At 67.3% G+C, this 25,963-nt stretch carries 25 protein-coding genes; 12 read left to right on the top strand and 13 right to left on the bottom strand.

Annotated features, from left to right (window positions below):
* Positions 1 to 122: 122 nt before the first annotated feature.
* Both EV652_RS05855 and EV652_RS05850 read left to right on the top strand, forming a co-directional pair.
* Positions 123 to 806: an AzlC family ABC transporter permease gene (locus EV652_RS05855; RefSeq protein ID WP_132207962.1), complete on the top strand. Its 684-nt coding sequence runs from the start codon at positions 123 to 125 to the stop codon at positions 804 to 806.
* Positions 807 to 820: 14 nt separating this feature from the next.
* Positions 821 to 1,111, top strand: a complete 291-nt coding sequence (locus EV652_RS05850; protein ID WP_242001642.1) for an AzlD domain-containing protein — start codon at positions 821 to 823, stop codon at positions 1,109 to 1,111.
* Between the two features lie 170 nt (positions 1,112 to 1,281).
* Here EV652_RS05850 and EV652_RS05845 read toward each other — a convergent pair whose 3' ends face one another.
* From EV652_RS05845 to EV652_RS05815, 7 genes are all read right to left on the bottom strand, one after another.
* Entirely contained in the window at positions 1,282 to 2,679 is a 1,398-nt protein-coding gene (locus tag EV652_RS05845; RefSeq protein WP_132207960.1) for a GH1 family beta-glucosidase, read from the bottom strand.
* Between the two features lie 29 nt (positions 2,680 to 2,708).
* On the bottom strand, positions 2,709 to 3,713 hold the full coding sequence (locus EV652_RS05840; RefSeq protein ID WP_132207959.1) for an ABC transporter ATP-binding protein: 1,005 nt from the start codon (positions 3,711 to 3,713) through the stop codon (positions 2,709 to 2,711).
* Positions 3,714 to 3,828: 115 nt separating this feature from the next.
* The gene (locus EV652_RS05835; RefSeq protein ID WP_132207958.1) at positions 3,829 to 4,857 is read right to left on the bottom strand and encodes an ABC transporter permease; all 1,029 of its coding nucleotides are present in this window, start codon (positions 4,855 to 4,857) and stop codon (positions 3,829 to 3,831) included.
* A complete protein-coding gene (locus tag EV652_RS05830; protein ID WP_132207957.1) occupies positions 4,857 to 5,837 on the bottom strand; it encodes an ABC transporter permease in 981 nt (326 codons plus the stop codon). The genes EV652_RS05835 and EV652_RS05830 overlap by 1 nt, the downstream gene beginning before the upstream one ends.
* Positions 5,834 to 6,874 carry an ABC transporter ATP-binding protein gene (locus EV652_RS05825; protein WP_132207956.1) on the bottom strand — a complete coding sequence of 347 codons (1,041 nt, stop codon included), beginning with the start codon at positions 6,872 to 6,874 and terminating at the stop codon, positions 5,834 to 5,836. Before EV652_RS05825 ends, EV652_RS05830 begins: the two co-directional genes overlap by 4 nt.
* Positions 6,875 to 6,971: 97 nt before the next feature.
* Complete coding sequence (locus EV652_RS05820) at positions 6,972 to 8,654, bottom strand: ABC transporter substrate-binding protein (protein ID WP_132207955.1); 1,683 nt, start codon at positions 8,652 to 8,654, stop codon at positions 6,972 to 6,974.
* A 164-nt stretch (positions 8,655 to 8,818) separates the two neighbouring features.
* Positions 8,819 to 9,862 carry a LacI family DNA-binding transcriptional regulator gene (locus EV652_RS05815; RefSeq protein ID WP_132207954.1) on the bottom strand — a complete coding sequence of 348 codons (1,044 nt, stop codon included), beginning with the start codon at positions 9,860 to 9,862 and terminating at the stop codon, positions 8,819 to 8,821.
* Between the two features lie 231 nt (positions 9,863 to 10,093).
* Here EV652_RS05815 and EV652_RS05810 point away from each other — a divergent pair, with 231 nt between their 5' ends.
* The gene (locus EV652_RS05810) at positions 10,094 to 11,284 is read left to right on the top strand and encodes an ROK family protein (protein ID WP_132207953.1); all 1,191 of its coding nucleotides are present in this window, start codon (positions 10,094 to 10,096) and stop codon (positions 11,282 to 11,284) included.
* A 55-nt stretch (positions 11,285 to 11,339) separates the two neighbouring features.
* On the opposite strand, the gene EV652_RS05805 is transcribed toward EV652_RS05810, so the two are convergent.
* Positions 11,340 to 12,563, bottom strand: a complete 1,224-nt coding sequence (locus EV652_RS05805; RefSeq protein ID WP_132207952.1) for a glycoside hydrolase family 16 protein — start codon at positions 12,561 to 12,563, stop codon at positions 11,340 to 11,342.
* A gap of 399 nt (positions 12,564 to 12,962) precedes the next feature.
* On the opposite strand from EV652_RS05805, the gene EV652_RS05800 reads away from it, so the two are divergent.
* The 4 genes from EV652_RS05800 to EV652_RS05785 all read left to right on the top strand — a co-directional run bounded on the left by EV652_RS05800 (position 12,963) and on the right by EV652_RS05785 (position 17,540).
* Positions 12,963 to 14,858: a ricin-type beta-trefoil lectin domain protein gene (locus EV652_RS05800; protein WP_132207951.1), complete on the top strand. Its 1,896-nt coding sequence runs from the start codon at positions 12,963 to 12,965 to the stop codon at positions 14,856 to 14,858.
* Entirely contained in the window at positions 14,858 to 16,228 is a 1,371-nt protein-coding gene (locus EV652_RS45100) for a chitinase (protein WP_132207950.1), read from the top strand. The genes EV652_RS05800 and EV652_RS45100 overlap by 1 nt, the downstream gene beginning before the upstream one ends.
* A gap of 133 nt (positions 16,229 to 16,361) precedes the next feature.
* The gene (locus EV652_RS05790; protein ID WP_132207949.1) at positions 16,362 to 17,183 is read left to right on the top strand and encodes a MerR family transcriptional regulator; all 822 of its coding nucleotides are present in this window, start codon (positions 16,362 to 16,364) and stop codon (positions 17,181 to 17,183) included.
* 3 nt (positions 17,184 to 17,186) lie between these two features.
* Positions 17,187 to 17,540, top strand: a complete 354-nt coding sequence (locus EV652_RS05785; protein WP_132207948.1) for a VOC family protein — start codon at positions 17,187 to 17,189, stop codon at positions 17,538 to 17,540.
* On the opposite strand, the gene EV652_RS05780 is transcribed toward EV652_RS05785, so the two are convergent.
* Positions 17,537 to 18,295: an AlkZ-related protein gene (locus EV652_RS05780; protein WP_132207947.1), complete on the bottom strand. Its 759-nt coding sequence runs from the start codon at positions 18,293 to 18,295 to the stop codon at positions 17,537 to 17,539. The two genes, EV652_RS05785 and EV652_RS05780, sit on opposite strands and share 4 nt — an antisense overlap.
* 97 nt (positions 18,296 to 18,392) lie before the next feature.
* Here EV652_RS05780 and EV652_RS05775 point away from each other — a divergent pair, with 97 nt between their 5' ends.
* Positions 18,393 to 18,848 (top strand): hypothetical protein, encoded by a 456-nt coding sequence (locus EV652_RS05775; protein ID WP_132207946.1) that lies wholly within the window; start codon positions 18,393 to 18,395, stop codon positions 18,846 to 18,848.
* Between the two features lie 187 nt (positions 18,849 to 19,035).
* Positions 19,036 to 19,659, top strand: a complete 624-nt coding sequence (locus EV652_RS05770) for an antibiotic biosynthesis monooxygenase family protein (protein ID WP_132207945.1) — start codon at positions 19,036 to 19,038, stop codon at positions 19,657 to 19,659.
* Between the two features lie 218 nt (positions 19,660 to 19,877).
* Here EV652_RS05770 and EV652_RS05765 read toward each other — a convergent pair whose 3' ends face one another.
* Both EV652_RS05765 and EV652_RS05760 read right to left on the bottom strand, forming a co-directional pair.
* Positions 19,878 to 20,183, bottom strand: a complete 306-nt coding sequence (locus EV652_RS05765; protein WP_132207944.1) for an ArsR/SmtB family transcription factor — start codon at positions 20,181 to 20,183, stop codon at positions 19,878 to 19,880.
* A 35-nt stretch (positions 20,184 to 20,218) separates the two neighbouring features.
* Entirely contained in the window at positions 20,219 to 20,791 is a 573-nt protein-coding gene (locus EV652_RS05760) for a TetR/AcrR family transcriptional regulator (protein ID WP_132207943.1), read from the bottom strand.
* Between the two features lie 48 nt (positions 20,792 to 20,839).
* Here EV652_RS05760 and EV652_RS05755 point away from each other — a divergent pair, with 48 nt between their 5' ends.
* The 3 genes from EV652_RS05755 to EV652_RS05745 all read left to right on the top strand — a co-directional run bounded on the left by EV652_RS05755 (position 20,840) and on the right by EV652_RS05745 (position 23,604).
* Positions 20,840 to 21,598, top strand: coding sequence for an SDR family oxidoreductase (locus tag EV652_RS05755; protein WP_132207942.1), 759 nt, complete (start codon positions 20,840 to 20,842; stop codon positions 21,596 to 21,598).
* A 145-nt stretch (positions 21,599 to 21,743) separates the two neighbouring features.
* Positions 21,744 to 22,355 carry a hypothetical protein gene (locus EV652_RS05750; RefSeq protein ID WP_132207941.1) on the top strand — a complete coding sequence of 204 codons (612 nt, stop codon included), beginning with the start codon at positions 21,744 to 21,746 and terminating at the stop codon, positions 22,353 to 22,355.
* 136 nt (positions 22,356 to 22,491) lie between these two features.
* The gene (locus tag EV652_RS05745; RefSeq protein WP_132207940.1) at positions 22,492 to 23,604 is read left to right on the top strand and encodes an ABC transporter substrate-binding protein; all 1,113 of its coding nucleotides are present in this window, start codon (positions 22,492 to 22,494) and stop codon (positions 23,602 to 23,604) included.
* 412 nt (positions 23,605 to 24,016) lie between these two features.
* Here the strand turns inward: EV652_RS05745 and EV652_RS05740 are convergent, their stop codons facing one another.
* On the bottom strand, positions 24,017 to 24,676 hold the full coding sequence (locus tag EV652_RS05740) for a response regulator transcription factor (RefSeq protein WP_132207939.1): 660 nt from the start codon (positions 24,674 to 24,676) through the stop codon (positions 24,017 to 24,019).
* Positions 24,667 to 25,875, bottom strand: coding sequence for a sensor histidine kinase (locus tag EV652_RS05735; protein WP_132207938.1), 1,209 nt, complete (start codon positions 25,873 to 25,875; stop codon positions 24,667 to 24,669). The genes EV652_RS05740 and EV652_RS05735 overlap by 10 nt, the downstream gene beginning before the upstream one ends.
* Positions 25,876 to 25,963 lie beyond the last annotated feature (88 nt).

Genomic DNA, 25,963 nt, shown 5'->3' with positions numbered 1-25,963 from the left:
TCGCCGCGTGAACCTTGGCGGCGAGGTGGAGGCTGGTTGGAGGACCGGTCTCCACGATTCCTCCACATTTCCACCGCCCGGCCGCCAAGCCCGTGGGCGAAAGCGGACCGACCGTTGGGGTCATGACGTCTGTACTCGACAAAGCGGCGCCGCCGGCTGTACTCGCGCGGCGCGACACCGTCTCGATCGCGCTCGGTTTGGTCGCGTTCGGCGTGACACTCGGCGTCACGATGTCCGTGCTCGGCTTCGGCGCGTTGCCCGGACTGGTCGGCGCGCCTGTCGTGTACGCCGGTAGTGCGCAACTCACCGCGGTCACGCTGGTCGATCAGGGCGCGGGGCTCGCCGTCGTTGTCGCGTCGGCCGCCATCGTGAACTCGCGCCTGCTCTTGTACAGCGCGTCCTTGGCGCCGCGGTTCAGCGGTCAGCCGGCGTGGTTCCGCTGGCTGGCGCCGCACTTCCTCATCGACCAGACGTACCTGCTGTCGAACGCCCGGCCGGATCTCGACCCACGAACGTTCCGGCGGTACTGGGGCTGCCTCGGGTTCTTCGTCCTCGTGGTCTGGTCGACGTCGGTCGCCGCTGGCATGGTCGCCGGTCCTGCTCTACCGGACCTGCCGCACCTTGTCTTCGTCGGCACCGCCATGTTCGTGGGCATGCTCGCGCCACGGCTGACGAATCGTCCGGCCGTCGCGGCCGCGGTCGCCGGGGGACTCGTGGCCGCTGTGGTCGGTCTCGTTCGACCGGAGCTCGGCATCGTGGGTGGAGCGATCGCGGGCCTGATGGCCGGATCGGCGGCACGGCGATGATCGCGCTGGTGTCGATGCTGGTGCTCGGAGCGGTCAGCTGGGTGTTCCGGATCGCGTTCATCACCCTGCTACCGGCGGAGCGCCTGCCGGCCCGGCTGCAGAACGACCTCGAGTACCTCGCGCCGGCAGTGCTCGCGGCCATCGTGGCCGTCGAGCTCATCGCGCTGGTTCGTGACGCCGAGCCGGTCGATGCCGTCGTACTGCTGGGAGCTGGAGTCGCGATCGGCCTCGTGGCCTATCGCACCCGGAACATCTCGATCGCCTGCGCCCTCGGCGTCGGGACAGTGCTCATCCTGACACTGTGAACAGGTCGGTCAGGGCTTCGTCGAAGTTGGCGAGGCCCGGCTGTGGGTGGAGTTGTCGAGGAGGATGTGGGCAGGCCCGGACCGCCAGGCCATTACATCTGTCCGTCGCGGGAGTTGCGCCGCTGGGCGATGGACGGATGCGCCGGATGTGATGGCCTGGGGGTTCGGGTCTACTGCCCGCGGTGCCTCTGGGCGAGGTCCTTCAGGTACAGGGCGCTTTGCTTGGGGGTGCGGGCTTGGGTTTCGTAGTCGACCCGGATGATGCCAAAGCGTTTGGCGTAGCCGTAGGCCCATTCGAAGTTGTCCATCAGGGACCAGGCCAGGTAGCCGCGGATGTCGGCGCCTTGGCGGATTGCCTCGGCGACGGCTGCCAGGTGGGAGGTGAAGTAGGCGGTGCGGTCGGTGTCGGCGACGAAGCCGGAAGCGTCGGCGTGGTCTTCGAAGGCAGAGCCGTTCTCGGTGATCACCATCGGCAGACCTGGGTAGTCGCGGGCGATGCTCACCAGGAGGTCGGTGAAACCTTCGGGGACGATCTCCCAGTCCATCGCGGTGCGCGGCTTGTCCAACGGGATCGTCCGGCTGATCGGCTGGCCGGCGTCGTCCACGGTCCGGCCGTCCTCGGCGTATCCGGTGAACTTCTGGCTGAAGTAGTAGTTCACCCCGAGTACGTCGATCGGCGCGGAGATCAGCTCGAGGTCACCGTCCTCGACGGGCAGCTCGACTCCCTCGGCGGCGAGGTCGGCGACCACGTCGGCGGGATAGTGACCGTGCACGAGCGGGTCGAGATAGATCCGCCGGCCCATGCCGTCCGCATGCCGGGCCGCCTCGACGTCAGGCTCCGAGGAACTTGCCGGGTACGCCGTTGCGACGTTGAGCGTGATGCCGATGTCCACCTTGCGTGGAGCCGCCTCGCGCATCCGGACCGTGGCAAGCCCGTGCCCGAGCAGCAGGTGATGCACAGCCGCCAGCGCCGCCGGGTACTCACGCCGGCCCGGAGCATGAGCGCCGTACGCGTAGCCGAGCATGGCCGAGCACCACGGCTCGTTCAGCGTGGTCCAGGTGTCGACGCGATCGCTCAACGCGTCGAAGACGAGCATCGAGTAATCAGCGAACCGGTACGCCGTGTCGCGCACCGGCCAGCCGCCTGTGTCCTCCAGCTCCTGGGGCAGATCCCAGTGGTACAGCGTCACCCACGGGTCGATGCCGTGGACAAGCAGCTCGTCGACCAGCCGGTCGTAAAACGCGATCCCGGCCGGGTTCACCGGCCCCTTCCCGCGCGGCTGCACCCGCGGCCACGCGACCGAGAACCGGTACGTGTCCAGCCCGAGATCCTTGATCAAGGCAACATCGGCAGGCATCCGGTGGTAGTGGTCGCAGGCGATGTCACCGGTGTCGCCGTTGTCGATCGCACCGGGCACCCGGCAGTAGGTGTCCCAGATCGACGGCGTCCGGCCGTCGACAGCGACCGCGCCCTCGATCTGGTACGCCGACGTCGCGACACCCCACCGGAATCCGGCCGGCAAGCCCGCGATCAGTTCGGCGTCCCCCGAGACAGAAGTTGTGCTCATAATCGCCCTTCAGAGGTAAGAGGTAAGGGTCAGCCGACCGGCACGCGGCCGGGCAGCCAACAGGCGACGGAACGGCTGGGATCGTTACGCGCCGACGGGATGCCGAGCAGCGGGATCTCCGCCGAGCAGCGGTCGAACGCGTGCGGGCAGCGCGGATGGAACGAACAGCCTGACGGCATCCCGCGCAGGTCGGGTGGCGATCCGGGGATCCCGGACAGCTCTCGCCGCGGTCCGCGCAGCGCGGGAAAGGACTTCAGCAACCCCTCGCTGTACGGATGCAGCGAGTCCTTGTACAGGTCTGCCGATCGCGCCTCCTCCACGATCCGGCCGCCGTACATGATCGCGATCCGGTCGGAGAACTCGACCAGCAGCGACAGGTCGTGAGTGATGAAGAGAACCGAGAACCCGAGCCGCTCGCGCAGTTCGACCAGCTGGGCGAGGATCTGGCGTTGCATCACCACGTCGAGCGCGGTGGTCGGCTCGTCCATGATGACGATCTGCGGTTCGAGGACGAGTGCCATCCCGATCATGACTCGCTGCCGCATCCCGCCGGACAGCTGATGCGGGTAGGCGTCCATCCGGTCGGCCGAGATCCCGACCAGCTTGAGCATCTCCTGGGCCCGCGCGGTCCGTGCCTGCGACGAGAGTTGCGGCTCGTGCGCCCTGATCACGTCGAGCATCTGGGTCGAGACCTTGTGCACCGGGTTCAGCGAGTTCATCGCGCCCTGGAACACGATCGACGTCTCGGCCCAGCGGAACGCCCGCAACTCGGGGTCGGTCAGGGCCATCACGTCGTACGCATCACCGCTCGGCGGGTGGTAGACGACCGAGCCGCCGCTGATCACACCGGGCGGTGGGAGCAGTCGCGTGACGCCGTACGCGAGGGTCGACTTGCCGCTACCGCTCTCGCCGGCCAGCCCGAGCACCTCACCGCGATGCAGCGTCAGCGTGACATCGCGAACCGCCTGCACCGCCTCGTCGCCGAGACCGTAGTCGACGCAGAAGTCCTTGATCTCCAGCACCGGCCTGGTCATTGGGCCTCCCGGCCTGGACTGAGGAGCGGAGGGAGCGAAGCGACTGGAGCGACGAGGGAAGGCCGGGAGTTCCAGCCCAATGACCCGCCGAGCGGTAGCGAGGCAATGTGCACAGTCATGCGGCCTCCTTCTTACGCCGTACGACGGGAGTCGCGCGCAGCTCCTTGGACCCGAGGACCGGCGTGAAGCCGACCCGCATCCGGACCGATTGGCCGTCTTTCGTCTTCACCCGGGTGTGGCCGCTGCTGCGCAACCGCGGGCTGACGAACTCGTCGATGCCGAAGTTGATCAGCGACAGCGCCGTACCGAGGATCGCGATCGCCAGACCGGCCGGGACGAACCACCACCAGGCCCCCTGGGCCAGGGCCTGCTGGCTCTGCGCCCAGAACAGGATCGTGCCCCAGTTCCACTCGGAGATGGTGGAGATACCGATGAAGGCCAGGGTGATCTCAGACATCACCGCGAAGATCACCGTGCCGACGAAACCGGAGGCGATAATCGCGGTCAGGTTCGGCATGATCTCGGCGGTGATGATCCGCCAGGTGCTCTCGCCGGTCGCCCGCGCGGCCTCGACATAGTCGCGGCGGCGCAATGACAAAGTCTGTGCCCTCAGCACGCGCGCACCCCAGGCCCACGAGGTCAAACCGATGACCAAGGCAACCATGAGATCACCGGCCGAAGGGATGGTCGAGGCAACGATGATGATCAGCGGCAGCGCCGGGATCACCAGGAAGACGTTGGACAAGGCCGACAGGCTCTCGTCCGCGGCGCCGCCGAGGAAGCCGGCGCTGACCCCGATCAGGACGGACAACGCGGTCGCGACGATGCCGGCCAGCAGACCGACGAACATCACGCCGCGCGTGCCCACGAGGACCTGGCTGAAGATGTCCTGCCCGAGGTGCGTCGTGCCGAACCAGTGCTTGCCGGACGGCGGCTGGATCAGGTCACTGCTGCGGGCGGACGGGTCGTACGGCGCGATCCACGGGCCGATGATCGCGATCAGGCAGAAGAACGCGAGCACGATCAGGCCGGTCGCGGCCTTCGGGTTCGCGACGAACCGCAACCGGCGGCGTTTCGCCGGAGCTATCGCGACCTCGGGACCTCCCGGAGTGACCGCGGTGATGGTGCTGGCTGGTGCGGACATCAGCCCTCCTTCCGGGTGCGCGGATCGAGCAGCAGGTAGGCGATGTCGGCCATCAGGTTGGCGACCAGGACCGACAGCGTGATGACCAGGAAGATGCCCTGCATCAGCGGGTAGTCCTTGGCCCCGACCGCCTGGAAGAGGTTGTAGCCGATCCCCGGGTAGGAGAAGACGATCTCCACCAGCAGCGTGCCACCGACGATGAAGCCGAGCGACAACGCGAAGCCGGAGACGTTCGGCAGCAGCGCGTTGCGGGCCGCGTAGCTGACCATCACCCGGCGCTCGGGCAGACCCTTGGCGTGGGCAACGGTGATGTAGTCCTCCGAGGCGACCGTCACCATCATGTTCCGCATGCTCAGGATCCAGCCGCTGACCGACGAGATCAGGATCGTGAGGGCCGGCAGCAGGCTGTGCTGGATCGCGCTACGGATGAACTCGGCGTTCCACGACGGCACCAGGCCGGGCTCGTAGCCGCCGGACGACGGGAAGATGCTGTCCGGGCCGGCCAGCAGCGTGATCGCCAGCAGGCCGAGCCAGAAGTACGGGATCGAGGACAGGAATGTTGTCACCGGCAACAGTCCGTCCAGCCAGGAGCCGCGGCGCCAGCCGGCCACGACGCCGAGCGACGTACCGATCATGAAACTGGCGAAAGTGGTGATGCCGACCAGCGCGATCGTCCACGGCAGACTCTGGCTCAGGATCTCCGAGACCGGCGTGGGGAAGAAGGTGAACGACAAGCCGAGGTCACCGCGGAACACCTGGCCCCAGTAGTCGACGTACTGGCTCCAGAGGCCGGCATCCTTGTCCAGGCCGAACAGCACGTAGAGCGAGTTGATCGCCTCGGTGCTCATCTGGCCCTGGAACTTGTTGATCAGCGAGGTGACCGGGTCGCCGGGGATCATTCGCGGGATGAAGAAGTTGATGGTGAGTGCGGCCCACGCGGTGAACAGGTAGAACGCGATGCGCTGCAGGAGGAACTTCACTTGGCCGCTCCTTCCTCGTACAGCCAGCACGCCGCCCAGTGACCGTGATTGGTGGGCAGGTCGAAGCGCGGTGGAAGGTCGGTCGAGCACTTCGGCATGGCGTGGACGCAGCGCGGGTGGAACCGGCAGCCGGTCGGCGGGGCGATCAGGCTCGGCGGTTCGCCGCGTCCCTCGTCCTCCGGGACCTCGCGCGCGTCGCCGACCCGGTCGAGCCGGTCCGGATCGGGGGCACTCTCGATCAGCAGCCGGGTGTACGGGTGGGCCGGGTTCTGCGTGACCGTCTCCGAGTCCCCGCCTTCGACCATCCGGCCGGCGTACATGACGAGGGTCTCGTCGGCGAAGTAGCGGGCCGACGCGATGTCGTGGGTGATGTAGAGGATGGCGAGGTTGAGCCGTTCCTTCAGATCCCGCAGCAGGTTCAGTACGCCGAGCCGGATCGACACATCCAGCATCGACACGGGCTCGTCGGCCAGCAGCGCCTCCGGGTCGGCGCCGAGCGCGCGGGCGATCGACACCCGCTGACGCTGACCGCCGGAGAGTTCGTGCGGGAACTTGTCCAGGTAGCGCTCCGGGGGAGTGAGCTGCACCCGGAGCAGCAGGTCGCGGAGGTTCTCCTCGAGCTCGGCCGGACCGTTGCCGGCCCGGCCGTGGATCTTCAGCGCGCGGGTCAGGTGGTACCGGACGGTGTGCGTCGGGTTCAGCGACGCGAACGGGTCCTGGAAGATCATCTGCACCCGGCGGCAGTACGCCCGGAACCTGCGGCCGCCCTTCACGGTGACGGACTCGCCGTGCAGCCGGATGTCACCCGACGTACGGCCGTAGAGCTGGGCGAGCAGCCGGGCGACGGTCGACTTGCCCGAGCCGGATTCGCCGACAAGGGCGGTGACGCGGCCCCGGCGCAACGTGATCCGGATGTCGTCCACCGCGTGCACGACCTTGCGGTCCTTGGTGAGCAGGTCGCGGACTCCCCGCCGGACCGGGAAATGCTTGGTGAGGCCCTCGGCCTCGAGAACCACCTCGGTGTCGGTCACCGTCATGGAGCTCCAATCACGGCTCGCTGCGCTCGCCGGCTGTGGTGGCTGAGATCGTGGTACCGCGGCGCCAGACAGGAGAGTCCGGCGCCGCGGTCCGGCCTCACTGGGCGCCGGCGGGCTTCAGGTTCAGGACGATCTGCAGCGCGTTCTGCTGGGTCGGCTGAGCAGGCGCGTACTGGTTCTGCTCGTCCGGCCAGCCCTCCCAGTTCTTGGTGCTGTAGAGACCGCCGACGTTGGAGGCCGAGGTGGGCACCACCGGCATCTGCTCGACCATGATCTTCTGCAGCGTGTTCAGCGCCGCGGTCCGCGTCGCGTCATCGGTCGCGTTGGCGTACTCGTCCAGCGCCTTGGTCGCCTCCGGGCTGTTGAACCGGCCGTAGTTGCCGCTCACGCCACCCTTGCCGACCGGCTTCAGGATCTTGCCGTCCATGATGTTCTGGTAGATGTCGTACGGCGTCGCGCCGCCGTTGGTCCAGTGCATCCCGGCGTCGAAGTTGCCCTCGTCGAAGGCCTTGAACCAGGCGTCCTGGTTGGCCTTGTCGACGGTCGCCTTGATCCCGATCGTGGACAGGTTGTCCTTGATGATCTCCAGGTCGGTGATGTAGTCCGACCAGCCGGCCGGGTCGGTCAGCGTGATGGTCACCGGCTTGCCGGTCGGGTCCTTCAGTACGTCGCCCTCGAGCTTGAAGCCGGCGTCGGTCAGCTCCTTCTTCGCGGCGTCGACGTCGACCGAGTGCTTCTTATCCTTGAAGTCCGGCGCGATGAACGACTCACCGGCCGGGGTCGGGATACCGGTGACGGACTCGACCTTCGGGTAGAAGTAGCCGGCCTCACCCTGCATGAAGATGTCGTCGCGGTTGATCACCTTGTCCATCGCCCGCCGCAGCGCCGGGTTGTCGAACGGCTTGCGGGTGGTGTTGATCCACAGACCGTGGATGCCGAGGTTCGCCGGGAACCACAGTTTGTGGTGCTCCGGGTCCTTGTCCTGGTAGACGGCCTTCACGTTCGGGACGAAGACGAAGCTCCACTCCGACGCGCCGTTGGCCAGCGCGGTGGTCTGCGCGTTGTTGTCGTTGTACGACGTGTACCGCAGCTCCTTCACCTTCGGCAGGTCCTGCCAGTACGCGTCCCGCACGACCAGCGTCGTCGTCTGCGGGGTGAACGACTTCACCGTGTACGGCCCGGTGCCGATCGGGCTCTTCAGCGTGTCCTGGCTCGGGTCCTTCAGCGTCGACCACTGGTGCTTCGGTACGACGAACACGGTCAGGATCTTGTTCTGGTTGACGAACTGGGACCGGGTGAAGGTCAGGTCGACCTTGTTACCCGACGCCGCGATGGTGCCGTACGGGATGGCGTCCTGGTTCAGCCCCTCGTTGTCCTTGCGCAGCTGGAACGAGTAGGCGACGTCCTCGGCCGTCATCGGCTTGCCGTCGGAGAACTTGACGCCGTCGCGGATGGTCAGCGACAGCTTGGTGAAGTTGTCGGCCCACTTCCACTCGGTGGCCAGCCACGGCTTGCCGGCCTCGGTCGGCTTGATGCCGTTGATCATCACCAGCGGCTCGAAGATCATCCACCGGTACCCCAGCGAGGCACCCGAGGAGGAGCCGAGGAACGGGTTGTGGTTCTCGGTCTGCGGGCCGTTCGGCATCCCGACGTTCAGCACCGTCGCGGCGCTGTTGGATCCGCTGTTCGTGGTGTTCCCGTCCCCGCTACTACAGGCAGCCAGGGTGGCTGCCGCGAGCAGGCCCGTGAGGGCCAGCGCGACAGTGCGTCGTGCTCGCATCGGTTCCTCCTGTGTTCTTTTGGCGGATGCTCGCGCCTGAGCCGCGCGAGCGAGTTGCATCGTGGCGTGAAAGCGCTCTCATGGGAAGAGCGGACGCCTTAACGGATCGATATCGAGGGGTTCACCGGCGGCGGGACAGGGGCAGCTGCCCCGCCGCCGGAGTCTCAGTGGGACCGGGTTCTCGGGGCGGGTTTGGTCCTCGTGGCGGCCTTCGGGGCGGTTGAGCTGCGGACGATCAGCGTCGTCGGCAGCACTTGGGGGTCCTCGGGCAGCGGGGTGCCGCCGAAGTACCCCATCAGCATCCGGGCCGCCGCCTGACCCATCTGGCGCATCGGCTGATGCACCGTGGTCAGCGGCGGCTCGGTGTGCTCGGCGTACGGGATGTCGTCGAACCCGACCACCGAGACGTCGTTCGGTACGTTCCGCCCGGACTCCCGGACGGCCTGGATGGCACCGCCGGCGGACAGGTCGTTGTGGGCGAAGATCGCGTCGAACTCAAGCCGCTGGTCGAGCGCGTACTGCACGCCGCGGCGCCCGCTGTCGTGGGTGAAATCGCCTTCGAACACGAGCTTCGGATCGAGCTCGATGCCGGCTTCGGCATAGGTGTCGCGGAAGCCGTCCAGGCGTTCGTGGGTACAGCCGAACCGCTCGACGCCGGTGATCACCAGCGGCCGGTGGCGGCCGAGCTCCAGCAGGTGCCGGGCGGCGGACTCACCGCCGGCCAGGTTGGTGGTGGCGACGGACGGGAACTGAGGGCGCTTGGCGCGGTCGTCGATCAGGACCACCGGCAGGCCGCGCGCATGCAGTTGCTCGATGTAGGTCAGGGTGCCCTCGGGCTCGATCACCAGCAGGCCGTCGAACGACTGGGCCGAGACCTGGGACGCGAACTGGTGCATCGACTCCTCACCCCGGTTGAAGGTGAAGAGCAGCAGTCCGTAACCCTCACTCTCGACCACGTCGACGGCGCCCTGCAGCACCTCGCCCATCCAGGGCCAGGTGAGCGACGGGACCAGCATGCCGACGATCCGGGTCCGGCCACGGGCCAGGCCGACCGCACGAGCGCTCGGCACGTAGCCGAGCTCGGCGATCACCTGACGAACCCGCTCGGCGGTCCGCAGGTCGAGCTCGCCCTTGCCGTTGAGGACGCGCGAGACGGTCGTCTTGCTGACACCGGCACGCGCCGCGACATCGGCGATGGTGATCGACACTGCTTGCTCCCCTCGGGCGGGTGGGGCTGCGTGACCTGAGGCCGGAACCGGTTTCGGAAGCGGTTCCGTAAAGTGAAGCCGAGTGCGTCGGTCACCGTCAATCACGGGACGGTAACGAATCACTGCTTAGTTCACGACCTGGAGGAAGGTCAGTCTTCCGGGCGGCGGTACGGCGTGATGAACTCTGCGGGAGCGGCCTGCCTGAGGCCGGACCAGGTAGGGGTAGACGGCATGGACGTTCGGCGGACCACTGTGCGCGACATGCGGCGGTCCAACCGGTCGGCGCTGCTGACCACCATCTACCGGGACGGTCCGCTCAGCCGGTACGAACTGGGTCACCGGACCTCGCTGAGTGCCGCGAGCGTGAGCAACCTGGTCAGCGAGCTGATCGCCGAAGGCGTCGTCGAAGAGGCCGGATCGGTCGACTCCGAGGGCGGCCGGCCGCGCATCCTGCTGCGGGTCTCACCGACGTTCCGGTACGTCGTCGGCGCAGAGGTCGGCGAGACACGGGTGCGGGTCGAGTTGTTCGACCTGGCGATGAAGGTGCTCGCTCAGGCGGACTATCCGATCGACACGCCGTCGCCCTCGGTCGTCGTGAAGCATGTGCTGGAAGGGCTTGCGGTGGTGATCGCCTCGTCCGGCGTGCGCTCCGAGTTGATCCTCGGCCTCGGTGTCGCGGTCGCCGGTGTGGTCGAGGGGAACGCCGTCGTCGACGCGCAGACGCTCGGGTGGGACGCCGTACCGCTGCGGCAGATGCTTGCCGACGGCACCGATATTCCGATCCAGGTGGACAACGGCGCGAACATGCTGGGGCAGGCGGAGATGTGGTTCGGCGCCGGCCGCGGCGCGACGGATGCGGTGGTTGCCCTGATCGGCTCCGGTGTGGGCGCGGCATTGGTTGCCGATGGCTCCAGTTATCGCGGAACTCGCAGCAGTGCGGGCGAATGGGGCCATATGACGATCGCGTACGGCGGTCGTCGGTGCCGGTGTGGAGCGCTCGGATGCCTGGAGGCATACGTCGGCGCCGAGGCGGTGCTCGAACGATACCGGGAGGCCGGCGGAGTTGTGGAGACTACTGACGAGGAGGTCGCCTTCGTCGAGTTGCTCGACGCCGCCGGTACGTCGGAAGTCGCGGCAACGATCGTGGACGACACGATCGGGTATCTGGCCGCGGGAGTCGCGAATCTGGTGAACTTGGTCAACCCCGAGCGGATCGTGCTCGGCGGGTGGGCCGGGCTGCTGCTGGGGGAGCGGTACCTGCCGCGGTTGCGCGAGGCTGTCGGCGAGCACGCGTTGCGTCAGCCGTATGCGCAGGTCTCGATCGAGCTGTGCGAGCTCGGCAGGGACGCGGTCGCACTGGGCGCCGCGACCCTGCCGGTACTGCGATTACTCCGCGATGGCGGCGCTGTGCCGTCGCGATAGCCGCTTTCCGGAGGATTGGTGCCACCGGGTGGCACCAATCCTCCGGAAGGCTGGGTCAGACGGTCCACTTCTGGTTGGCTGCTCCGGTGCAGGTCCAGGTTTGGAGTGGGGTTGCGTTGGCCGAGTTGTTGCCGGTGACATCGAGGCACTTGTTGGCCTGTGGGTTCACCAGGTCCCGGCCGGAGCTGTAAACCCATTGCTGGGCAGCAGATCCGTTGCAGGTCCAGAGCTGGACTTTGGCGCCGTCGGCAACGGATCCCGCGTTCACGTCGAGACACTTGCCCAGGGCCCGGATCGTGCCGTCACCCGGCCGGGTCCACTGCTGGGCGTTGGTGCCGTTGCAGTCGTAGAGCTGGACCGGTGTCCCGTCCGCGGTGTTCGCGGCGGCGACGTCGATGCACTTGCCGGCCAGCCCGGTGATCGGCGTACCGCCTGAGCTGCTGCCCAGGGTGGACACACGGACGTAGTCGATCGTCATCGTCTGCGGCAGGACCGTCGTACCGTCGGGGTAGCCCGGCCAGTTGCCGCCGACCGCGACGTTCATGATCATGAAGAACGGGTGGTTGAAGACCCAGGTGTTGCCGCCGAGGTCGGCCGGTGTCCGGCGCTGGTACTGGACCCCGTCGACGTACCAGGTGATCGCGTTCGCCTCCCAGTCGACCCGGAAGGTGTGGAAGTCGTCGGCGAACGCCCATCCGTTCGGATGGTTGTAGGCCGCACCGATGCCACCGGCACCGGAGTACCCCGGTCCGTGGATCGTGCCGTGCACGGTCGCGGGCTCGCGGCCGATGTTCTCCATGATGTCGATCTCGCCGTCGTTCGGCCAGTTGCCGCCGCCGAGCATCCAGAACGCCGGCCAGATCCCTTGTGTCCTGGGGATCTTGATCCGGGCCTCGAACCGGCCGTACGTCTGGGTGAAGGTCTGCGCGGTGAGCAACCGGGCCGACGTGTACTCGCAGGTGCCGTAGTGGCATTGGTGGCCGCCGCTCTCGCGGCGCGCGGTGATCACCAGGTTGCCGTTGCCGTCGAGAGCGGAGTTGTTGGTGCTGTTGGTGTAGTACTGGCGCTCGTTGTTGCCCCAGCCGGAGCCGCCGATGTCGTATCTCCACTTGGACTGGTCCGGCGCCTGACCGGCCGGGCCGTCGAAGTTGTCCTCCCAGATCGTCGCCGTCGGGGCGGCAGCGGTTTCCGGGCGGGCGTTGGCGGGGGACTGCAGGAGGGCCGTGCCGAGGAGTGCGGCGCTGATCGCGACGAGCGCCGTGATCCGGGAATGCTTCATGGATGCCTCATTTCTCGCGGGGGCGGTCGGGAGACAGGGCGAGGGCATGTCCCCTCATCCCCTGCGTGCTGCGCGGCACTCGGCACGGCACCTCGCTGCACTGGAGCAAAGGCCACGATGGAAACCACATCGAGACCTTCGCTCCAGCACACCGAGCTACCGCACCGAGCACCTGCTCGCGACTGCAGGGATGAGGAGGCATACCCTGGCCGGATCTTCGTGTGAGAACGCTCCCACGTCAAGGTCGGGACTAAATAAAAGACGTGAAAAAAGTACGGGTCCGGCGTTGACACGGTGATATACGGATGGTTACCTCGTGCTGACCACCTGTTGCGGCGCGGGCAGACGCCGACAACTCCCTGTTGTCTGAAAACCCTTCCACACAAGGGAGATCCGCCCATGCCCGCGAACGGGACCCTTCGTCGCGCCCGCCCCTGGCGACGACGCCTCCTGCCGGCCGCGGTGGCCGCTGTCTGTGTCGCCGCCACCGGACTCGGATTCGGTACCGCACCATCCGCCCAGGCCGCCGGTGAGCAGGTCAACATCTGGCTGACCACCACGAACGACGCCGCCGGCCGCAACGTCACCCGCGGTCTGCAGCAGCAGACGCCGGTCAACTTCGGCCCGGCCGGAGGTACGGCGAACCAGACCGTCACGGTCAACGAGAACACGACGTACCAGTCGTTCGAAGGCGGTGGCGCGTCGTTCACCGACAGCGCCGCCTGGCTGCTGAACAGCAGCAACACGATCACGGCCGCCACCCGCGACCAGGTGATGAGGGACCTGTTCGACCCGGTCAACGGGATCGGGCTGGCCTTCACGCGCAACCCGATGGGCGCCTCCGACCTGGCCCGGTTCAACTACTCCTACGACGACACGTGCTGCGATCTGAGCGACTTCAGCATCGGCCATGACCTGGCGGACGTCGTACCGCTGACAAAGCAGGCGAAGCAGCTGAACCCGGCGCTGAAGGTGAAGGGCGCGCCGTGGAGCTCGCCGGCCTGGATGAAGGACAACAACAAGTTCACCAACCGCGGCTGGCTGAAGTGGGAGTACTACCCGATGTACGCCCAGTACTTCGTCAAGTACGTCCAGCAGAACGAGGCCCAGGGCAACCACATCGACTACGTGTCGGTGCAGAACGAGCCGACCTGTTGCGGGACCGACGACACCGGCTACGCGTCGATGAACTGGAACGGCTCGGGTCTGCTCGAGTTCACCAAGAACCACCTGATCCCCGCGTTCCGGGCGGCCGGTATCACCACGAAGGTGATGATCCTGGACTACAACTGGGGCAACTACAACGACCTTGGCTCGGTGCCGCTGGCGGACGCCGCACTGCGGAACGACCCGCTGTTCGGCGGGATCGCCTGGCACGGGTACGGCGGTGACGTGAACCTGCAGACCCAGGTGCACAACCAGTACCCGGCGGTGAACCACTACATGACCGAGCACTCCGGCGGCACCTGGATCGCGAACCAGCAGGTCGAGGACATGAACAACCTCATCGACTACACCCGCAACTGGAGCAAGTCCTGGGTGAAGTGGAGCCTCGCGCTCGACCAGAACCACCTGCCGTACGTCGGCGCCGGCTGCAACGTGTGCACGGGTCTGGTGACGGTGCAGCGTGGTGGCAGCAGCGCGGGCCAGGTGGACAAGACGGTCGAGTACTACACGATGGGTCACCTGACCAAGTTCGTGAAGCCGGGTGCGGTCCGGATCGACTCGTCCGCGAACAACTCGGTGAAGAACGTGGCATGGAAGAACCCGGACGGATCGAAGGCGCTGATCGCGTTCAACACGACCGGCAGCTCGCAGTCGGTGCGGGTGAACTGGGGATCGCAGTCGTTCATCTACACCCTGCCGACCAAGACCTCGGCGACCTTCACCTGGTCGGGTTCGCAGGGCGGTGGCGGCACCGGTACGGCGATCACCGGGCTGGCCGGGAAGTGCATCGACGTTGCCGGGGCCAACAGTGCCGATGGGACCGGCGTACAGCTGTATGACTGCAACGGGTCGGCGGCACAGCAGTGGACCCGGCCTGGTGACGGGACGATCCGGGCCTTGGGTAAGTGCCTTGATGTGAACGCCGGATCGGTCGCCGATGGTGCTCGCGTCCAGCTGTATTCGTGCAATGGGAGTGCCGCACAACAGTGGACCTATACGTCAGGGCGTGACCTGGTGAATCCACAGGCGAACAAGTGTCTTGATGTCACCGGCAACAATTCCGCGAACGCGACACCGCTGCAGATCTGGACCTGCACGGGCGCGGCGAACCAGAAGTGGACAGTCTGATGCGCCGGGTAGCGGCGGTGGCCGCGGCGGTGATGCTCGGCGCAGGGCTGCTTGTCACGGCAGCACCGGCTCAGGCGGCGACCGGGACGATCACCGGGCTGGCCGGGAAGTGCGCGGATGTTGCCGGCGCCAACAGTGCGGACGGCACCGTCGTACAGCTGTATGACTGCAACGGATCGGCCGCGCAATCGTGGAGCCGGTCGACCGATGGGACGCTTCGTGCCCTGGGCAAGTGTTTGGACGTCAGTGGTGGTTCGACCGCCAACGGCGCACGGGTTCAGCTGTGGACGTGTAACGGGAGCGCGGCTCAGCAGTGGACCTACACGTCCGGCCGCGACCTGGTGAACCCGCAGGCGAACAAGTGTCTCGATGTCACCGGCAACAACTCGGCGAACTCCACGCCGTTGCAGTTGTGGTCGTGCACCGGTGCGGCGAACCAGAAGTGGAACGTCCCTGCTGCCGACGACGGTCCGCCGCCGACCGGTGGCGCTCCGATGGCGGCAGCGCCGTACCTGTACCAAGGCTGGGGCAGCCCGCCGAACCCGGCGACGGTGATGAACGCGACCGGGGTGAAGTGGTTCACGATGGCGTTCATCCTGTCCAACGGGTACTGCAACCCGATGTGGGACGGTCAGCGTCCGTTGACCGGTGGCGTCGACCAGCAGGCGATCAACGCGATCCGGTCGAACGGCGGCGACATCGTGGTCTCGGTCGGCGGCTGGTCCGGGAACAAACTCGGTGAGAGCTGCAGTAGTGCGGGTGAGCTGGCGGCGGCGTACCAGAAGGTCATCAACGCGCTGTCGCTGAAGGCGTTCGACGTGGACATCGAGGCGACCGAGTTCAGCAACGCGACGGTTCGGCAGCGGGTGATCGACGCGCTGAAGATCGTCGAGCAGAACAACCCGGGGATCGCGACGTACCTGACCTTCGGTACGACGACCTCCGGGCCGGACGGCAACGGGCAGGACCTGATCCGGCGCGGTGCGGCCTCCGGGCTGAACCTGGACGGCTGGGTGATCATGCCGTTCGACTTCGGTGGTGGGTCGACCAACATGGGTGCGCTGACCCGGCAGGCGGCCGACGGGCTGAAGAACCGGGTGCGTGACGCCTACGGGCTGAGCGACGACGCGGCGTACCGGAAGATCGGCATCTCGTCGATGAACGGGCTGACCGATGTCGCCGGTGAGCGGGTCAACCTGTCCGACTTCGAGTCGATGCTGGCCTACGCGTCCGAGCACCACCTGGCCCGGTTCACCTTCTGGTCGGTCAACCGGGACCGCCCGTGCACCGGCGGGCCGGCCGACAGTTGCAGCGGCGTACCCCAGCAACCCTGGGACTACACCAAGGTCATCGGCCGCTACCGCGGCTGACCTGACGTGGGGTGGGCGGCGGGTTCCGCTCACCCCACCTATTTCCTTCCACCCGACCCGCGACGCGCGACGTCGCGGGTCGTTTCATGCCAGGTTTGACTCTCCGGTTACCGGAGGGTGGAAGGTTAGGCACATGGCGGCTTTGGTGACGGTGGGGGAGTTCTCCCGCCTGACACATCTCAGCGTGAAGACACTGCACCACTATCACGAGATCGGCTTGCTCGCGCCGGCCTCGGTCGACCCGGCGTCGGGGTACCGGCGGTACGGGACCGGCCAGGTCGACACTGCCCTGCTGATCCGGCGGCTCCGGGAGCTCCGGATGCCACTGCCGGAGGTCCGCGAGCTCGTCGAGACGTCCGACGACTCCCGGCGCGAGGAGACGCTGCGGGCGCACCTCGAGCGGATGGAGCAGGAGCTCGCACACACCCGTGACGTGGTCACGTCGCTGCGCGAGATGCTGACTCCTGGGCATCCGGCGCTGGATGTCGACTATCGCTTCATCCCCGCGTTCCGGGCGTACGGCGTACGCGACCAAGTCGAGCGTGCGGCGATCGGGCCCTGGTGCGAGCGCGTCTTCCGGCGGTTGGGGGCGGCGGGTGCGGAGCATGGCATCTTCGCCACCTCCGGAGCGACGTACAGCGATGATTTCTTCACCGAGGACGCAGGTGAGGTGGTCGCGTTCCTGCCGGTCGCGCCCGATCAGGAGCCGGCCGACGGCGTCGAGCTGGTCGACATCTCGGGTGGCTACTTCGCGATCGCCGTACACACCGGAGCACTGACCGACTTCGACCGCAGCTACGGCGCCCTCGGCAGCCACGTCGCGGAACACTGCGAGGTCGCCCCCGGACCGATCCGGGAGCTGTACGTCGTCAGTCCCGGCGACGTGGATGACCCGGCCGCCTGGCGAACCGAGATCTGCTGGCCGATCCAGCGAATCCCTGCACTGAAAGGCTGATACATGTCCATCTCCATCGCTCAAGTCACCTTCGACAGCGACAACCCGCGCGCTCTCGCCGACTTCTGGGCCGCCGTTCTCGAGCGAAAGGTCGATGACTACGGCAACGAGTTCGTCGCCACCGTGGGCCGGGTCGACGACCGCGGTACGGGGCTGATGTTCATCAAGGTCCCCGAGGGCCGCAACGGCAAGAACCGGATCCACCTGGACCTCGCCACGGCCGACTGGGCCGCCGAGATCGACCGGCTCGTCGGCCTCGGTGCCAAGCGCCTCGACGAGTACGACGAGTACGGCACCCACTGGATCACCTTCGCCGACCCCGAAGGCAACCTCTTCGACCTCGCCGAGATCCGCTAGCGGGCCGGGTTTTGGTACCGGGCGCCGTCGAACGCCGCCCGGCCGTCCTCGACCAGCTCGTCCAGGCGGGCTCGTGCCTGCGCCACCGGCCACCGGAAGGCGCGGCCGAGTTCGCCTGGCGTGGTCTCCAGCATGGTGTCCAGGTATCGCTCGGTCGCCAGTGCGTGGTCCGTCCGGCCACCGACATCGAACTGCTCGCAGGTCAGTGCGATCAGCGCGGCGGGCCAGCCGGATCCGGACTCGTGGACGCCGGCCGTGGTGACCAGCAGGTTGCGTTGGAGCTCGGTGATCGCGCGCTGGTAGCGGCTGCGATCGCCGATCAGTGCCCGGAGGGTTGCGCTCGGCAATGGTTCGGCGGCGATCGCCTTGGCGATCTCGTGCGCGGCCGGCGACAGGTCAAGCGACTGGTGGTCGCTGGGGTCACCCGCGGCTGGGTAGAGCGCGTTGAGCAGTTCCGGTGCGAGGAACGTGCCTCGGCCGCCCAGATAGGCGCCGTACCAGGCAAGACTGCGGCGCGGCAGTTCGTCCTTCCACGTCCAGACGCGCTGCTCGTTGGTCCCCATGCCGGACCCGAACGGCTCCTCGTCCTCGCCCGCCACCGCCTCCCACAGTGACGGTACGACGGCCCGCGGTGCCGGAAACAACAAAGCGAACCCGACGTCGTCGACAAACGCCCCGGCCCGCTCGATCGACCCGATCCGTCGTCCCCGGACCCACCAGCGGGCGGCACGGGCCTGTCCGAGCTCAGCTGTCATCGCGCCAGTCAATCACCGGTCGTCCACCCTCGTGCGGGGGAGGCGGCTCACCCGCGCTGGGGAGTGACGTCCGGGCGGTGAGTTCTATGGTCGGGCCATGGCTGATCCTGGTCGCCCACGACGCTGGCCGGCGTACGCGATGGCGCTGCTGTTGCTCGGCTACGCCGCGGGGAAGGCCGCCTTCGCGCTCCAGGCGCGGCTCGGGTTCCCGGGCGGCCCGCCGGTGTCGGCCGCGGAGACTGCGGACTACTTCCTCGATCCGGCTCCGGCGCAGTGGCTCGCTTGTGCGTCCGGAGTGTTGGGTGCGTTCATCGCTGTCGCCAGCGTCACCGTGCTGGGGCGCGGCGTACCCAGGCCGGTGATGCTGGTCGTGCTGGCTGTGATGACGCTGTCCGTCATCGGCGGTGGCGGGATCATGATGCTGGACGGGTTCGTCGGCATCGGTGTGGGCTGGCAGTGGTACCACGGAGTCGCCGGCCTCGTCGCCATCACCTTGTCCGTGGAGATGTTCCGGTCCTACGCCCGAACTGCGCGAGCGGTTGCTCACACGTGACCCGCTGTTCGTGGCAAGGGCCGCTGGGCGCTGGTCGACGTACCGAACGTGAGCGGTTGTGATCGGCGAGACATGGTGCTCGGGTGTGGTTGCGCGGGGCATTGCCAGGGCTGTGCTTGCGGAGCAATGTGGGGTGCGTCCGGTGGCGCCACCGGGGCGCTGCCCTGAGGGGTAAAGGGGGTGGATCGTGTACGCGCGTTCCACCACGATCAACGCCAAGCCGGGTTCCATCGACGCCGGCATCGCGCAGCTGCGTGACGAGGTGATGCCCATGATCCTGGACATGGATGGCTGTATCGGGCTGTCCATGCTGGCCGACCGGGAATCAGGACGCTGCATCGCCACCAGCGCCTGGCAGTCGGAGGAGGCGATGCGGGCCACCGACGAAGCGCTCCGCCCGATCCGCGACCGGATCGCCGACATGATGGGCGGCGGCACTCCCACGGTGGAAGAGTGGGAGATCGCCGTACTGCACCGTGATCACCGCTCGTCCGCGGGCGCCTGCGTCCGAGCCACCTGGGTGAAGGTCGACCCGGCGAACCTGGACCGGTCGATCGACGTCTACAAACTGGCGTCACTGCCGAGGCTCGAGGACCTGGCCGGCTTCTGCAGCGCCAGCCTGCTGGTCGACCGCGCTTCCGGTCGTGCAGTCTCGTCCGTCACGTACGACAGCCAGGAGGCGATGGACAGCAACCGCGACGCCGCTGCCTCGATGCGCTCCGCCACCGCCAAGGAAGCCGGCGCCGAAGTCCTCGACGTCTGCGAGTTCGAACTAGCCATCGCCCACCTCCGAGTTCCCGAACTCACCTGAGCCGACGGCTAGCACACCCCCGCCCAACTACCGGGCCGACCGGGCAACCCGCTCCCGGGCCCACGAACAGCCCAACCACGCAGCACGGCCCGGACCCCCATCCGGGCCGTCGCTCACCCCACCCACCACCCCCCACACAGCACAACCCCTCGCTCATCCCACCCACCACCCCGTAGGCAGCGCAGCCCCTCGCCCCGCCTCGGTTGGGGCTGCTGGGTCTAGTCCATCGTGTCGAGGTGGGCCTCCAGGGCGTCCAGGCGGGTGCGCCAGAGGTCGCGGTAGGGCTCGAGCCAGGCGTCGATCTCGGCCAGTGGGGCTGGGCGGAGGCGGTACCAGCGGCGCTGGGCGTCCTGGCGGACCTCCACGAGGCCGGCGTCCCGCAGTACCTTCAAATGTTTCGAGACCGCGGGCTGGCTGAGTGAGAGTTCTTCGACCAACTCACCGACCGGGCGCTCGCCGGCGCGCAGCAGGTCCAGGATCTCCCGCCGCCGCCCCTCCGCCAGCACCTCAAACGTACTTGCCATATGAGGAATATACGTCTGCGGCCTCGAAACCGGGCTCAGAACGTGTGGCCGAACGTTGCCGTGAAGGCTTCACCGAAGAGTCTGCGCAGATCGGGTCGGCCGTCCTCGGCGGCCCAGCGGAGTACGGCGATGTGGAGCACCCCGAGGCATGCGCTCGCCGCGGCGCGAGCCTGGAACTCCAGCGCGGAGTCTTCGGATCCGGCGCAGAGCGCGGTGACGAGGGCCTCCTGGGTGGCGTACTGGCTGTCGAGATGACGAGCACGGAGGGCCGGCGTCGAGATCATCAGGCGCAGCCGGGCGAGGTGGAACTCTCGGTCGGCCATCGCCTGGTCGTAGGTTGCCGCGAGGGTTCGGGCGATGCGTACGACGAGTGGCTCGTCTGCCGGGAGTTCGGTGATGGTCGTGGCGGCCAGTTGGTCGAACTCGTCGTACAGGACCAGATCTTCCTTCGTGGCGAAATGCCGGTAGACCGTCATCGCCGAGATGCCGACGGCGACGGCGACGTCGTTCACCGTGGTCGCGTCGTACCCGCGGTCGACGAACAGCCGGATCGCCTGCCGCTGGATCGTGTTCCGCGTCTCGGCTCGGCGGCGCTCCCGGATACTCATGTGTTAGATTCTAACAACTTGTTAGTTTCTAACACTCTAGGAGGGGCGATGAGAGCGGAGCTGAGCGGCAAGGTCGCGTTGGTGACGGGTGCGTCGAAAGGCATCGGGCGTGCGATCGCGGAGCGGTTGGCGGCGGACGGGGCCGAGGTGGCGGTGCACTACAACCGCGACAAGGAAGGCGCCGCCGAGACGCTGGATCGAATCGGGCGTGGGTTCTTGATCGGGGCGGAGCTTGGGGTGCCAGGCGACATCGATGAACTGTTCGCGCAACTCGAGTCCGGTCTTGATGGGCGACCACTGGACATCCTGGTCAACAATGCGGCCGCACCTCCGGCAGGACCGATCGAGACCGACACCATGGACCAGTTCGATCGTCTGATCGCGGTGAACGTGCGAGCGCCGTACTTCCTCATCCAGCGGGCCCTTCCGATGGTGCGCGACGGCGGCCGGATCATCTCGATCACTTCCGTCGCCACCCGCATGGCGAACTCGATCCAGACGTCGTACGCCATGACGAAGGGTGCCCTCGAAACGATGACGCTCACGCTGGCGCAATCGCTGGGTGCCCTTGGCATCACCGTCAACGCGGTCGCCCCCGGCGCAACCGCGACCGAGGCGAACGTGGCGCTGTTCGATACTCCAGGACTGACCGACGCCATCACTGCCCTGACGGCGCTCGATCGGCTCGGACGTGCTGAGGATGTCGCCGACGTGGTCGCGTTCCTTGCCTCCGACAACGCCCGCTGGATCACCGGCCAAACCATCGACGCCAGCGGCGGCCTGTTCCTGGGCCCCCGGGCCGCCTGAGCCCACGCCTCCCCACGTCGAGACACGCGCCCGCCCCACGCATCCGATGACGTGCCCCCGCACGTGTGGCGTTCCGACGTACGTGCGTTGGGAGTGAGTGTTGTCGGAACCATGCGGGATTCGGGAGGTCGGCAGGATAGGACGCATGCGAATCATCGGGACGGGTTCAGAGGCCGAGATGGTCGCGAGCTTTCTCGTCGGCGAACTGAGCTCGGAGCGGTTTGGACCGACCATCGCGCGGATCCTGGCAAGCCACGGGCAGCCGAAGACGCTTCTCACCAACGCGAACCTGTCCGACCCCGAGGAGAACGAGCAGCGAGGTCGGGTGCTGGGCGAGTTCCGGGGCTACCGCCAGAATCGCGAACTGTTCACCGGCTTCCCTGACGAACTCAGCTGGCAGCAGGTCCTGATGTCGCCATCCGAGTTGCTGGAGGTGCTGTACATCGACTACAGCTACTGGACCGCACTGACCAACGGAACCCGGCGACCAAGCGACGCCGCCCGGTTCATCCGCGGCGGAGGCCTCGTCTTTGGCCACATGCCCACCGGGCACTTCCTCGCTGTTGCCGATTCCATGCGGGAAGGAGCCGCCTGGGAGCCGATCATCTGCGTGCGTGCCGGTGACGGTCATCCGATTGTGGTTCTTGAAGGTCACACGAGACTCACAGCGATGGCTCTAGCCTCCGACTATCTGCCAGCCGAGGTGCCAGTTCTGCTGGGCACATCGCCGGCGATCTCCGACTGGTCCTGCTATTGATCAGCGCCGGGCGGGCTGACGGCCACGGGACGGCGCCGAGGCTGGCCGTTCTCGGCTCGGCTACTCTCGGCGCCACTGACGTTCGGCCTGCGATCCGGGTACTGCAACCGAATCGGCACTCGGGAGACGCCAACGCATGAGTACGCCACAGCCGCCACCTCGAGCCGAGCGGACTGACACATCAGCCGTCCAGATCGGCGCTCTCGTTCCGCTGACTCGGCCTGGCTGGGTCGAGGCAGGCCAACATCTGCTCGCTGGACTCGAGTTGGCTGTTCGCGACGTCAACGACGCCGGCGGGATCGTCGGAAGACCGCTCGAGTTGGTGGTCCGAGACACCGCGGCTGATCCACAGAGGGCCGCGGCAGCCGTCGACGAATTGGCTCGTCTGGGCGTGGCTGCCTTGGCGGGGGAGTATCACAGCGTCGTCGCTCGCGCCGCTGCCGCAAGGGCCGACGCCCTCGGCCTGCCGTTCCTCTGCTCGTCAGCGGTTCTCGACGCGCTCACCGAACAGCCGACGGAATGGGTCGCGCGCCTCGCCCCGCCGCAGTCCCGCGGCTGGCAGCTCTACGCGGACTTCCTCCTCAGCGCGGGCCACACTCGAATCGCCGTAGCAACCGAGCCGAGTGTCTACTGGGCATCTGGAGTCCGCATTCTGCGGGACTACCTCGCTTCACGCGGCGGCACCGTCATCGAACTCGACATGCGCGCGCTCGCCCCTACGGCCGTGTGCGACGAACTCATCGACAATCGCGCGACAGCCCTCCTTCTTCTCGTCGGCAACCCGGAGCCGGCGGTATCGATCGTCAAGTCTGTCCGCGGCGACCAGCGCCTCACCGAGATCATGATTGGTGCTCCGGCCGGGCAACCGGAGTTCGCCGAATGGGCGACGTTGCTGGGCGACGACAGCGTCGCGATCCCGTTCTTGCGCTACCTGCCCGAGCGCCTCAGCCCACTCGGTGCACGAGTCGAGACGGTCCTCCGCGAGCGGCTGGCCGAAGCGCCGTCCTTCGTCGCCTTCGAGGGCTACGACACGGTCGCCGTCCTCGCCGATGTGCTGCGTTCTGACGGCGCGGACCGGGCGCGGATTGCCGAATCCTGGCCGCGCGTTGCAGTCGAAGGCACCCGCGGGCAGATCCAGTTCTCCCGCACGCCAGGCATCAGCGTTTGGCAATGGGCTTCGACGCCAATCCAAGTCGTTGATCGAGATCCGGCGAAACCCGATCGCTTTCGGATCCTCCACACCAGCTGAGAGAGCACGGTACGCCGGGAGAGCGCGGTACGCCGAGAGAGCACGGTGTGTTGAGAGAGCACGGTGCGTTGGGAGTAGGCGTTCTCGGAGCCGGCGCTATTCCGCCTCGTCTCTGGCAACGGCTCTTATCGGAGGAGCCCGACCGCCGGGACGCTTGGAGTTCGGGTGGTGTTCCGACTCCTACCGGCCTGCTGGCCGCCGCTGGCGGGCCTGCATACGTGCACGTGGCGCACGCGGTGGCGTTCCGGCGACGGGTGCCGTTCCGATGCACGGTGGCGGACGGAGTGGCGTTCCGGGTGCAGGGGGCATACGCACTGGCGCACGCGGTGGCGTTCCGCTTGGTACGGCGTCGACGTACCTGCGCTGTGGCGGAGCGGGTGGCGTTCGGGTGCGCGTGGGGTGGAGTGGGGGACTAGTTGGTGAGGTAGGTGACTACGGCTTGGACTCGGCGGTTGTAGCCGGGGGTGTGGGTCAGGCCTAGTTTGTCGAAGATGGCGTTGGCGTGTTTCTCGACGGCGCTGGAGGAAATGAACAGGCGCTCGGCGATGCCGATGTTGTTGTGGCCTTCGGCCATGACCGCGAGGACTTCGCGTTCGCGGGCGGTGAGCTTCTGCAGTGGGTCGGAGTGGGTGGTGCGGGACAGGAGTTGACGGACTACCTCCGGGTCTAGGGCGACACCGCCGGAGCCGACTCGCTCGAGGGCCTCCAGGAACTCCTCGACGCGCATGACCCGGTCCTTCAGCAGGTACCCGATCCGGTCTTGGCCGGACGTGATCAGCTCACTGGCGTAGGACTTCTCGACGTACTGCGAGAGGACGAGGACGCCGACGGACGGCCAGCTCTTGCGGATGGCGAGCGCGGCGCGGAGTCCTTCGTCGGTGTGGGTCGGTGGCATCCGGACGTCGACGCAGACGACGTCTGGCAGGGAGCCGGCGTCGGCGGCTGCGCGCACCGCGGCGACCAGCGCATCTCCGTCGCCGACGGCGGCTGGGATCTCGTGGCCTTCCTCCAGCAGGAGGCGCATGAGTCCCTCCCGCAGGAGTGTCGAGTCCTCCGCCAGGATCACTCGCATGGGAACTCCGCTTGGATCGTAGTGGGACCGCCGGGTGGGCTGGTGATGGTGAGGTGACCGTCGCCGGCTGCGACTCGTCCGGCCAGGCCGGTGAGGCCGCGGCCGTGCGGGTCGGCGCCGCCGCGGCCGTTGTCGGCCACGGTGATCAGCACGTGCGAGTTGTGCCCTCGTTTCTCGTCCGAGATGCAGAGGTGTGATCGGGACAGCGTCACGTCGACCTGAGTGGCGTCGGAGTGCTTAGCGGCGTTGGTGAGAGCTTCGGAGATGACGAAGTAGGCGACGGTCTCGATCCCCTCGGGTGGTCGGTTGGGCAAGTCGTAGTGCAGCCGGACGGGGATGCTGGAGCGTTCGGCGAGGACTCCGATGACATCGCGGAGGCCGAGTTGGTCGAGGACGGTGGGGTAGACGCGCCAGGCGACGTCGCGCAGATCCGCAAGGGCCTGCTCGGATTCCTTGTGCGCTTGACGGACCAGCTCCGCAGCGTGCGCCGGGTCGCGTGTACGGCGGGCGCGGCTGAGGAGCAGGCCGAGGGCGACCAGGCGTTGTTGGACGCCGTCGTGCAGATCACGCTCGATCCGGCGGCGCTCGTCGTTCACCACCTCGACCACCTCTGCCCGGCTCACGGTCAGCTCCGAGATCCGGCGGGTGAGGGTCTCCTCGACGGACGGCATCAGGTGTCGACGGGCGAGCCGGGTGTCGAGATCGACTATGCCGATGAGGCCCATCACGTTCAGGTACAGCAACAGGGCACCGGGAACAGCGGCCACCAGCAGCGTCGCCGTGCTGACTCGGCCGGCGCTCTCGATGAAGCCCCAGGTCCCGTCAAGGGCCCAGGCGCTCACCATCGTCCCCGCGACGACGAGCCCGTACAGAAGTAACAGCACCACGAGGCCTCCCAGTCCGCCGATCGCCCAGCGTCTGAGGATGTAGTCGTAGGCCGAACGATCGGAGTACGGACCGAGATCCCGGATGTTGTGGAACGTGGCGAGGCGGCGCTGTTCCATCGCCGCAAGTTGCCGTGCGCAACGATGGATGAACGCCTCCAGCGCACGGCGGGCGCGCGGTGTTGCGATGACCGGCACCAGTGTGACCGCCGACACAAGGACGAAGAGCAGCTCGACGACGGCCGTCAGCGCGCCGGACATCAGACCCGCCAGGGTCGCGATGCTCCTTCGCAGGAGGCTGTGTCGTGGCTGCATGCCCGCAAGAGTAGTGGGCACAGGACCAGAAGAAACTGTGGTTTTCCACAGTTATGTACTGTGGAAAATCCCCCCGAAAGACGGCGGT

Origin of the sequence: Kribbella steppae, assembly GCF_004342025.1 — a bacterium.
GTDB classification, from domain to species: domain Bacteria; phylum Actinomycetota; class Actinomycetes; order Propionibacteriales; family Kribbellaceae; genus Kribbella; species Kribbella steppae.
The sequence above is the reverse complement of the archived record's forward strand: the minus strand, read 5'-3'. Positions and strand labels throughout refer to the sequence as shown.

Excerpts from the sequence above, each read along its gene's own strand:
- EV652_RS05760 (WP_132207943.1), bottom strand. The coding sequence starts at position 20,791 with ATGAGTATCCGGGAGCGCCGCCGAGCCGAGACGCGGAACACGATCCAG.
- EV652_RS05765 (WP_132207944.1), bottom strand. The coding sequence starts at position 20,183 with ATGGCAAGTACGTTTGAGGTGCTGGCGGAGGGGCGGCGGCGGGAGATC.
- EV652_RS05845 (WP_132207960.1), bottom strand. The coding sequence starts at position 2,679 with ATGAGCACAACTTCTGTCTCGGGGGACGCCGAACTGATCGCGGGCTTG.
- EV652_RS05825 (WP_132207956.1), bottom strand. The coding sequence starts at position 6,874 with ATGACGGTGACCGACACCGAGGTGGTTCTCGAGGCCGAGGGCCTCACC.
- EV652_RS05810 (WP_132207953.1), top strand. The coding sequence starts at position 10,094 with ATGGACGTTCGGCGGACCACTGTGCGCGACATGCGGCGGTCCAACCGG.
- EV652_RS05780 (WP_132207947.1), bottom strand. The coding sequence starts at position 18,295 with ATGACAGCTGAGCTCGGACAGGCCCGTGCCGCCCGCTGGTGGGTCCGG.
- EV652_RS05740 (WP_132207939.1), bottom strand. The coding sequence starts at position 24,676 with ATGCGAGTGATCCTGGCGGAGGACTCGACACTCCTGCGGGAGGGACTC.
- EV652_RS05850 (WP_242001642.1), top strand. The coding sequence starts at position 821 with ATGCTGGTGCTCGGAGCGGTCAGCTGGGTGTTCCGGATCGCGTTCATC.
- EV652_RS05750 (WP_132207941.1), top strand. The coding sequence starts at position 21,744 with ATGCGAATCATCGGGACGGGTTCAGAGGCCGAGATGGTCGCGAGCTTT.
- EV652_RS05800 (WP_132207951.1), top strand. The coding sequence starts at position 12,963 with ATGCCCGCGAACGGGACCCTTCGTCGCGCCCGCCCCTGGCGACGACGC.
- EV652_RS05790 (WP_132207949.1), top strand. The coding sequence starts at position 16,362 with ATGGCGGCTTTGGTGACGGTGGGGGAGTTCTCCCGCCTGACACATCTC.
- EV652_RS05820 (WP_132207955.1), bottom strand. The coding sequence starts at position 8,654 with ATGCGAGCACGACGCACTGTCGCGCTGGCCCTCACGGGCCTGCTCGCG.
- EV652_RS05745 (WP_132207940.1), top strand. The coding sequence starts at position 22,492 with ATGAGTACGCCACAGCCGCCACCTCGAGCCGAGCGGACTGACACATCA.
- EV652_RS05835 (WP_132207958.1), bottom strand. The coding sequence starts at position 4,857 with ATGTCCGCACCAGCCAGCACCATCACCGCGGTCACTCCGGGAGGTCCC.
- EV652_RS05755 (WP_132207942.1), top strand. The coding sequence starts at position 20,840 with ATGAGAGCGGAGCTGAGCGGCAAGGTCGCGTTGGTGACGGGTGCGTCG.
- EV652_RS05735 (WP_132207938.1), bottom strand. The coding sequence starts at position 25,875 with ATGCAGCCACGACACAGCCTCCTGCGAAGGAGCATCGCGACCCTGGCG.
- EV652_RS05840 (WP_132207959.1), bottom strand. The coding sequence starts at position 3,713 with ATGACCAGGCCGGTGCTGGAGATCAAGGACTTCTGCGTCGACTACGGT.
- EV652_RS05855 (WP_132207962.1), top strand. The coding sequence starts at position 123 with ATGACGTCTGTACTCGACAAAGCGGCGCCGCCGGCTGTACTCGCGCGG.
- EV652_RS05805 (WP_132207952.1), bottom strand. The coding sequence starts at position 12,563 with ATGAAGCATTCCCGGATCACGGCGCTCGTCGCGATCAGCGCCGCACTC.
- EV652_RS45100 (WP_132207950.1), top strand. The coding sequence starts at position 14,858 with ATGCGCCGGGTAGCGGCGGTGGCCGCGGCGGTGATGCTCGGCGCAGGG.
- EV652_RS05785 (WP_132207948.1), top strand. The coding sequence starts at position 17,187 with ATGTCCATCTCCATCGCTCAAGTCACCTTCGACAGCGACAACCCGCGC.
- EV652_RS05775 (WP_132207946.1), top strand. The coding sequence starts at position 18,393 with ATGGCTGATCCTGGTCGCCCACGACGCTGGCCGGCGTACGCGATGGCG.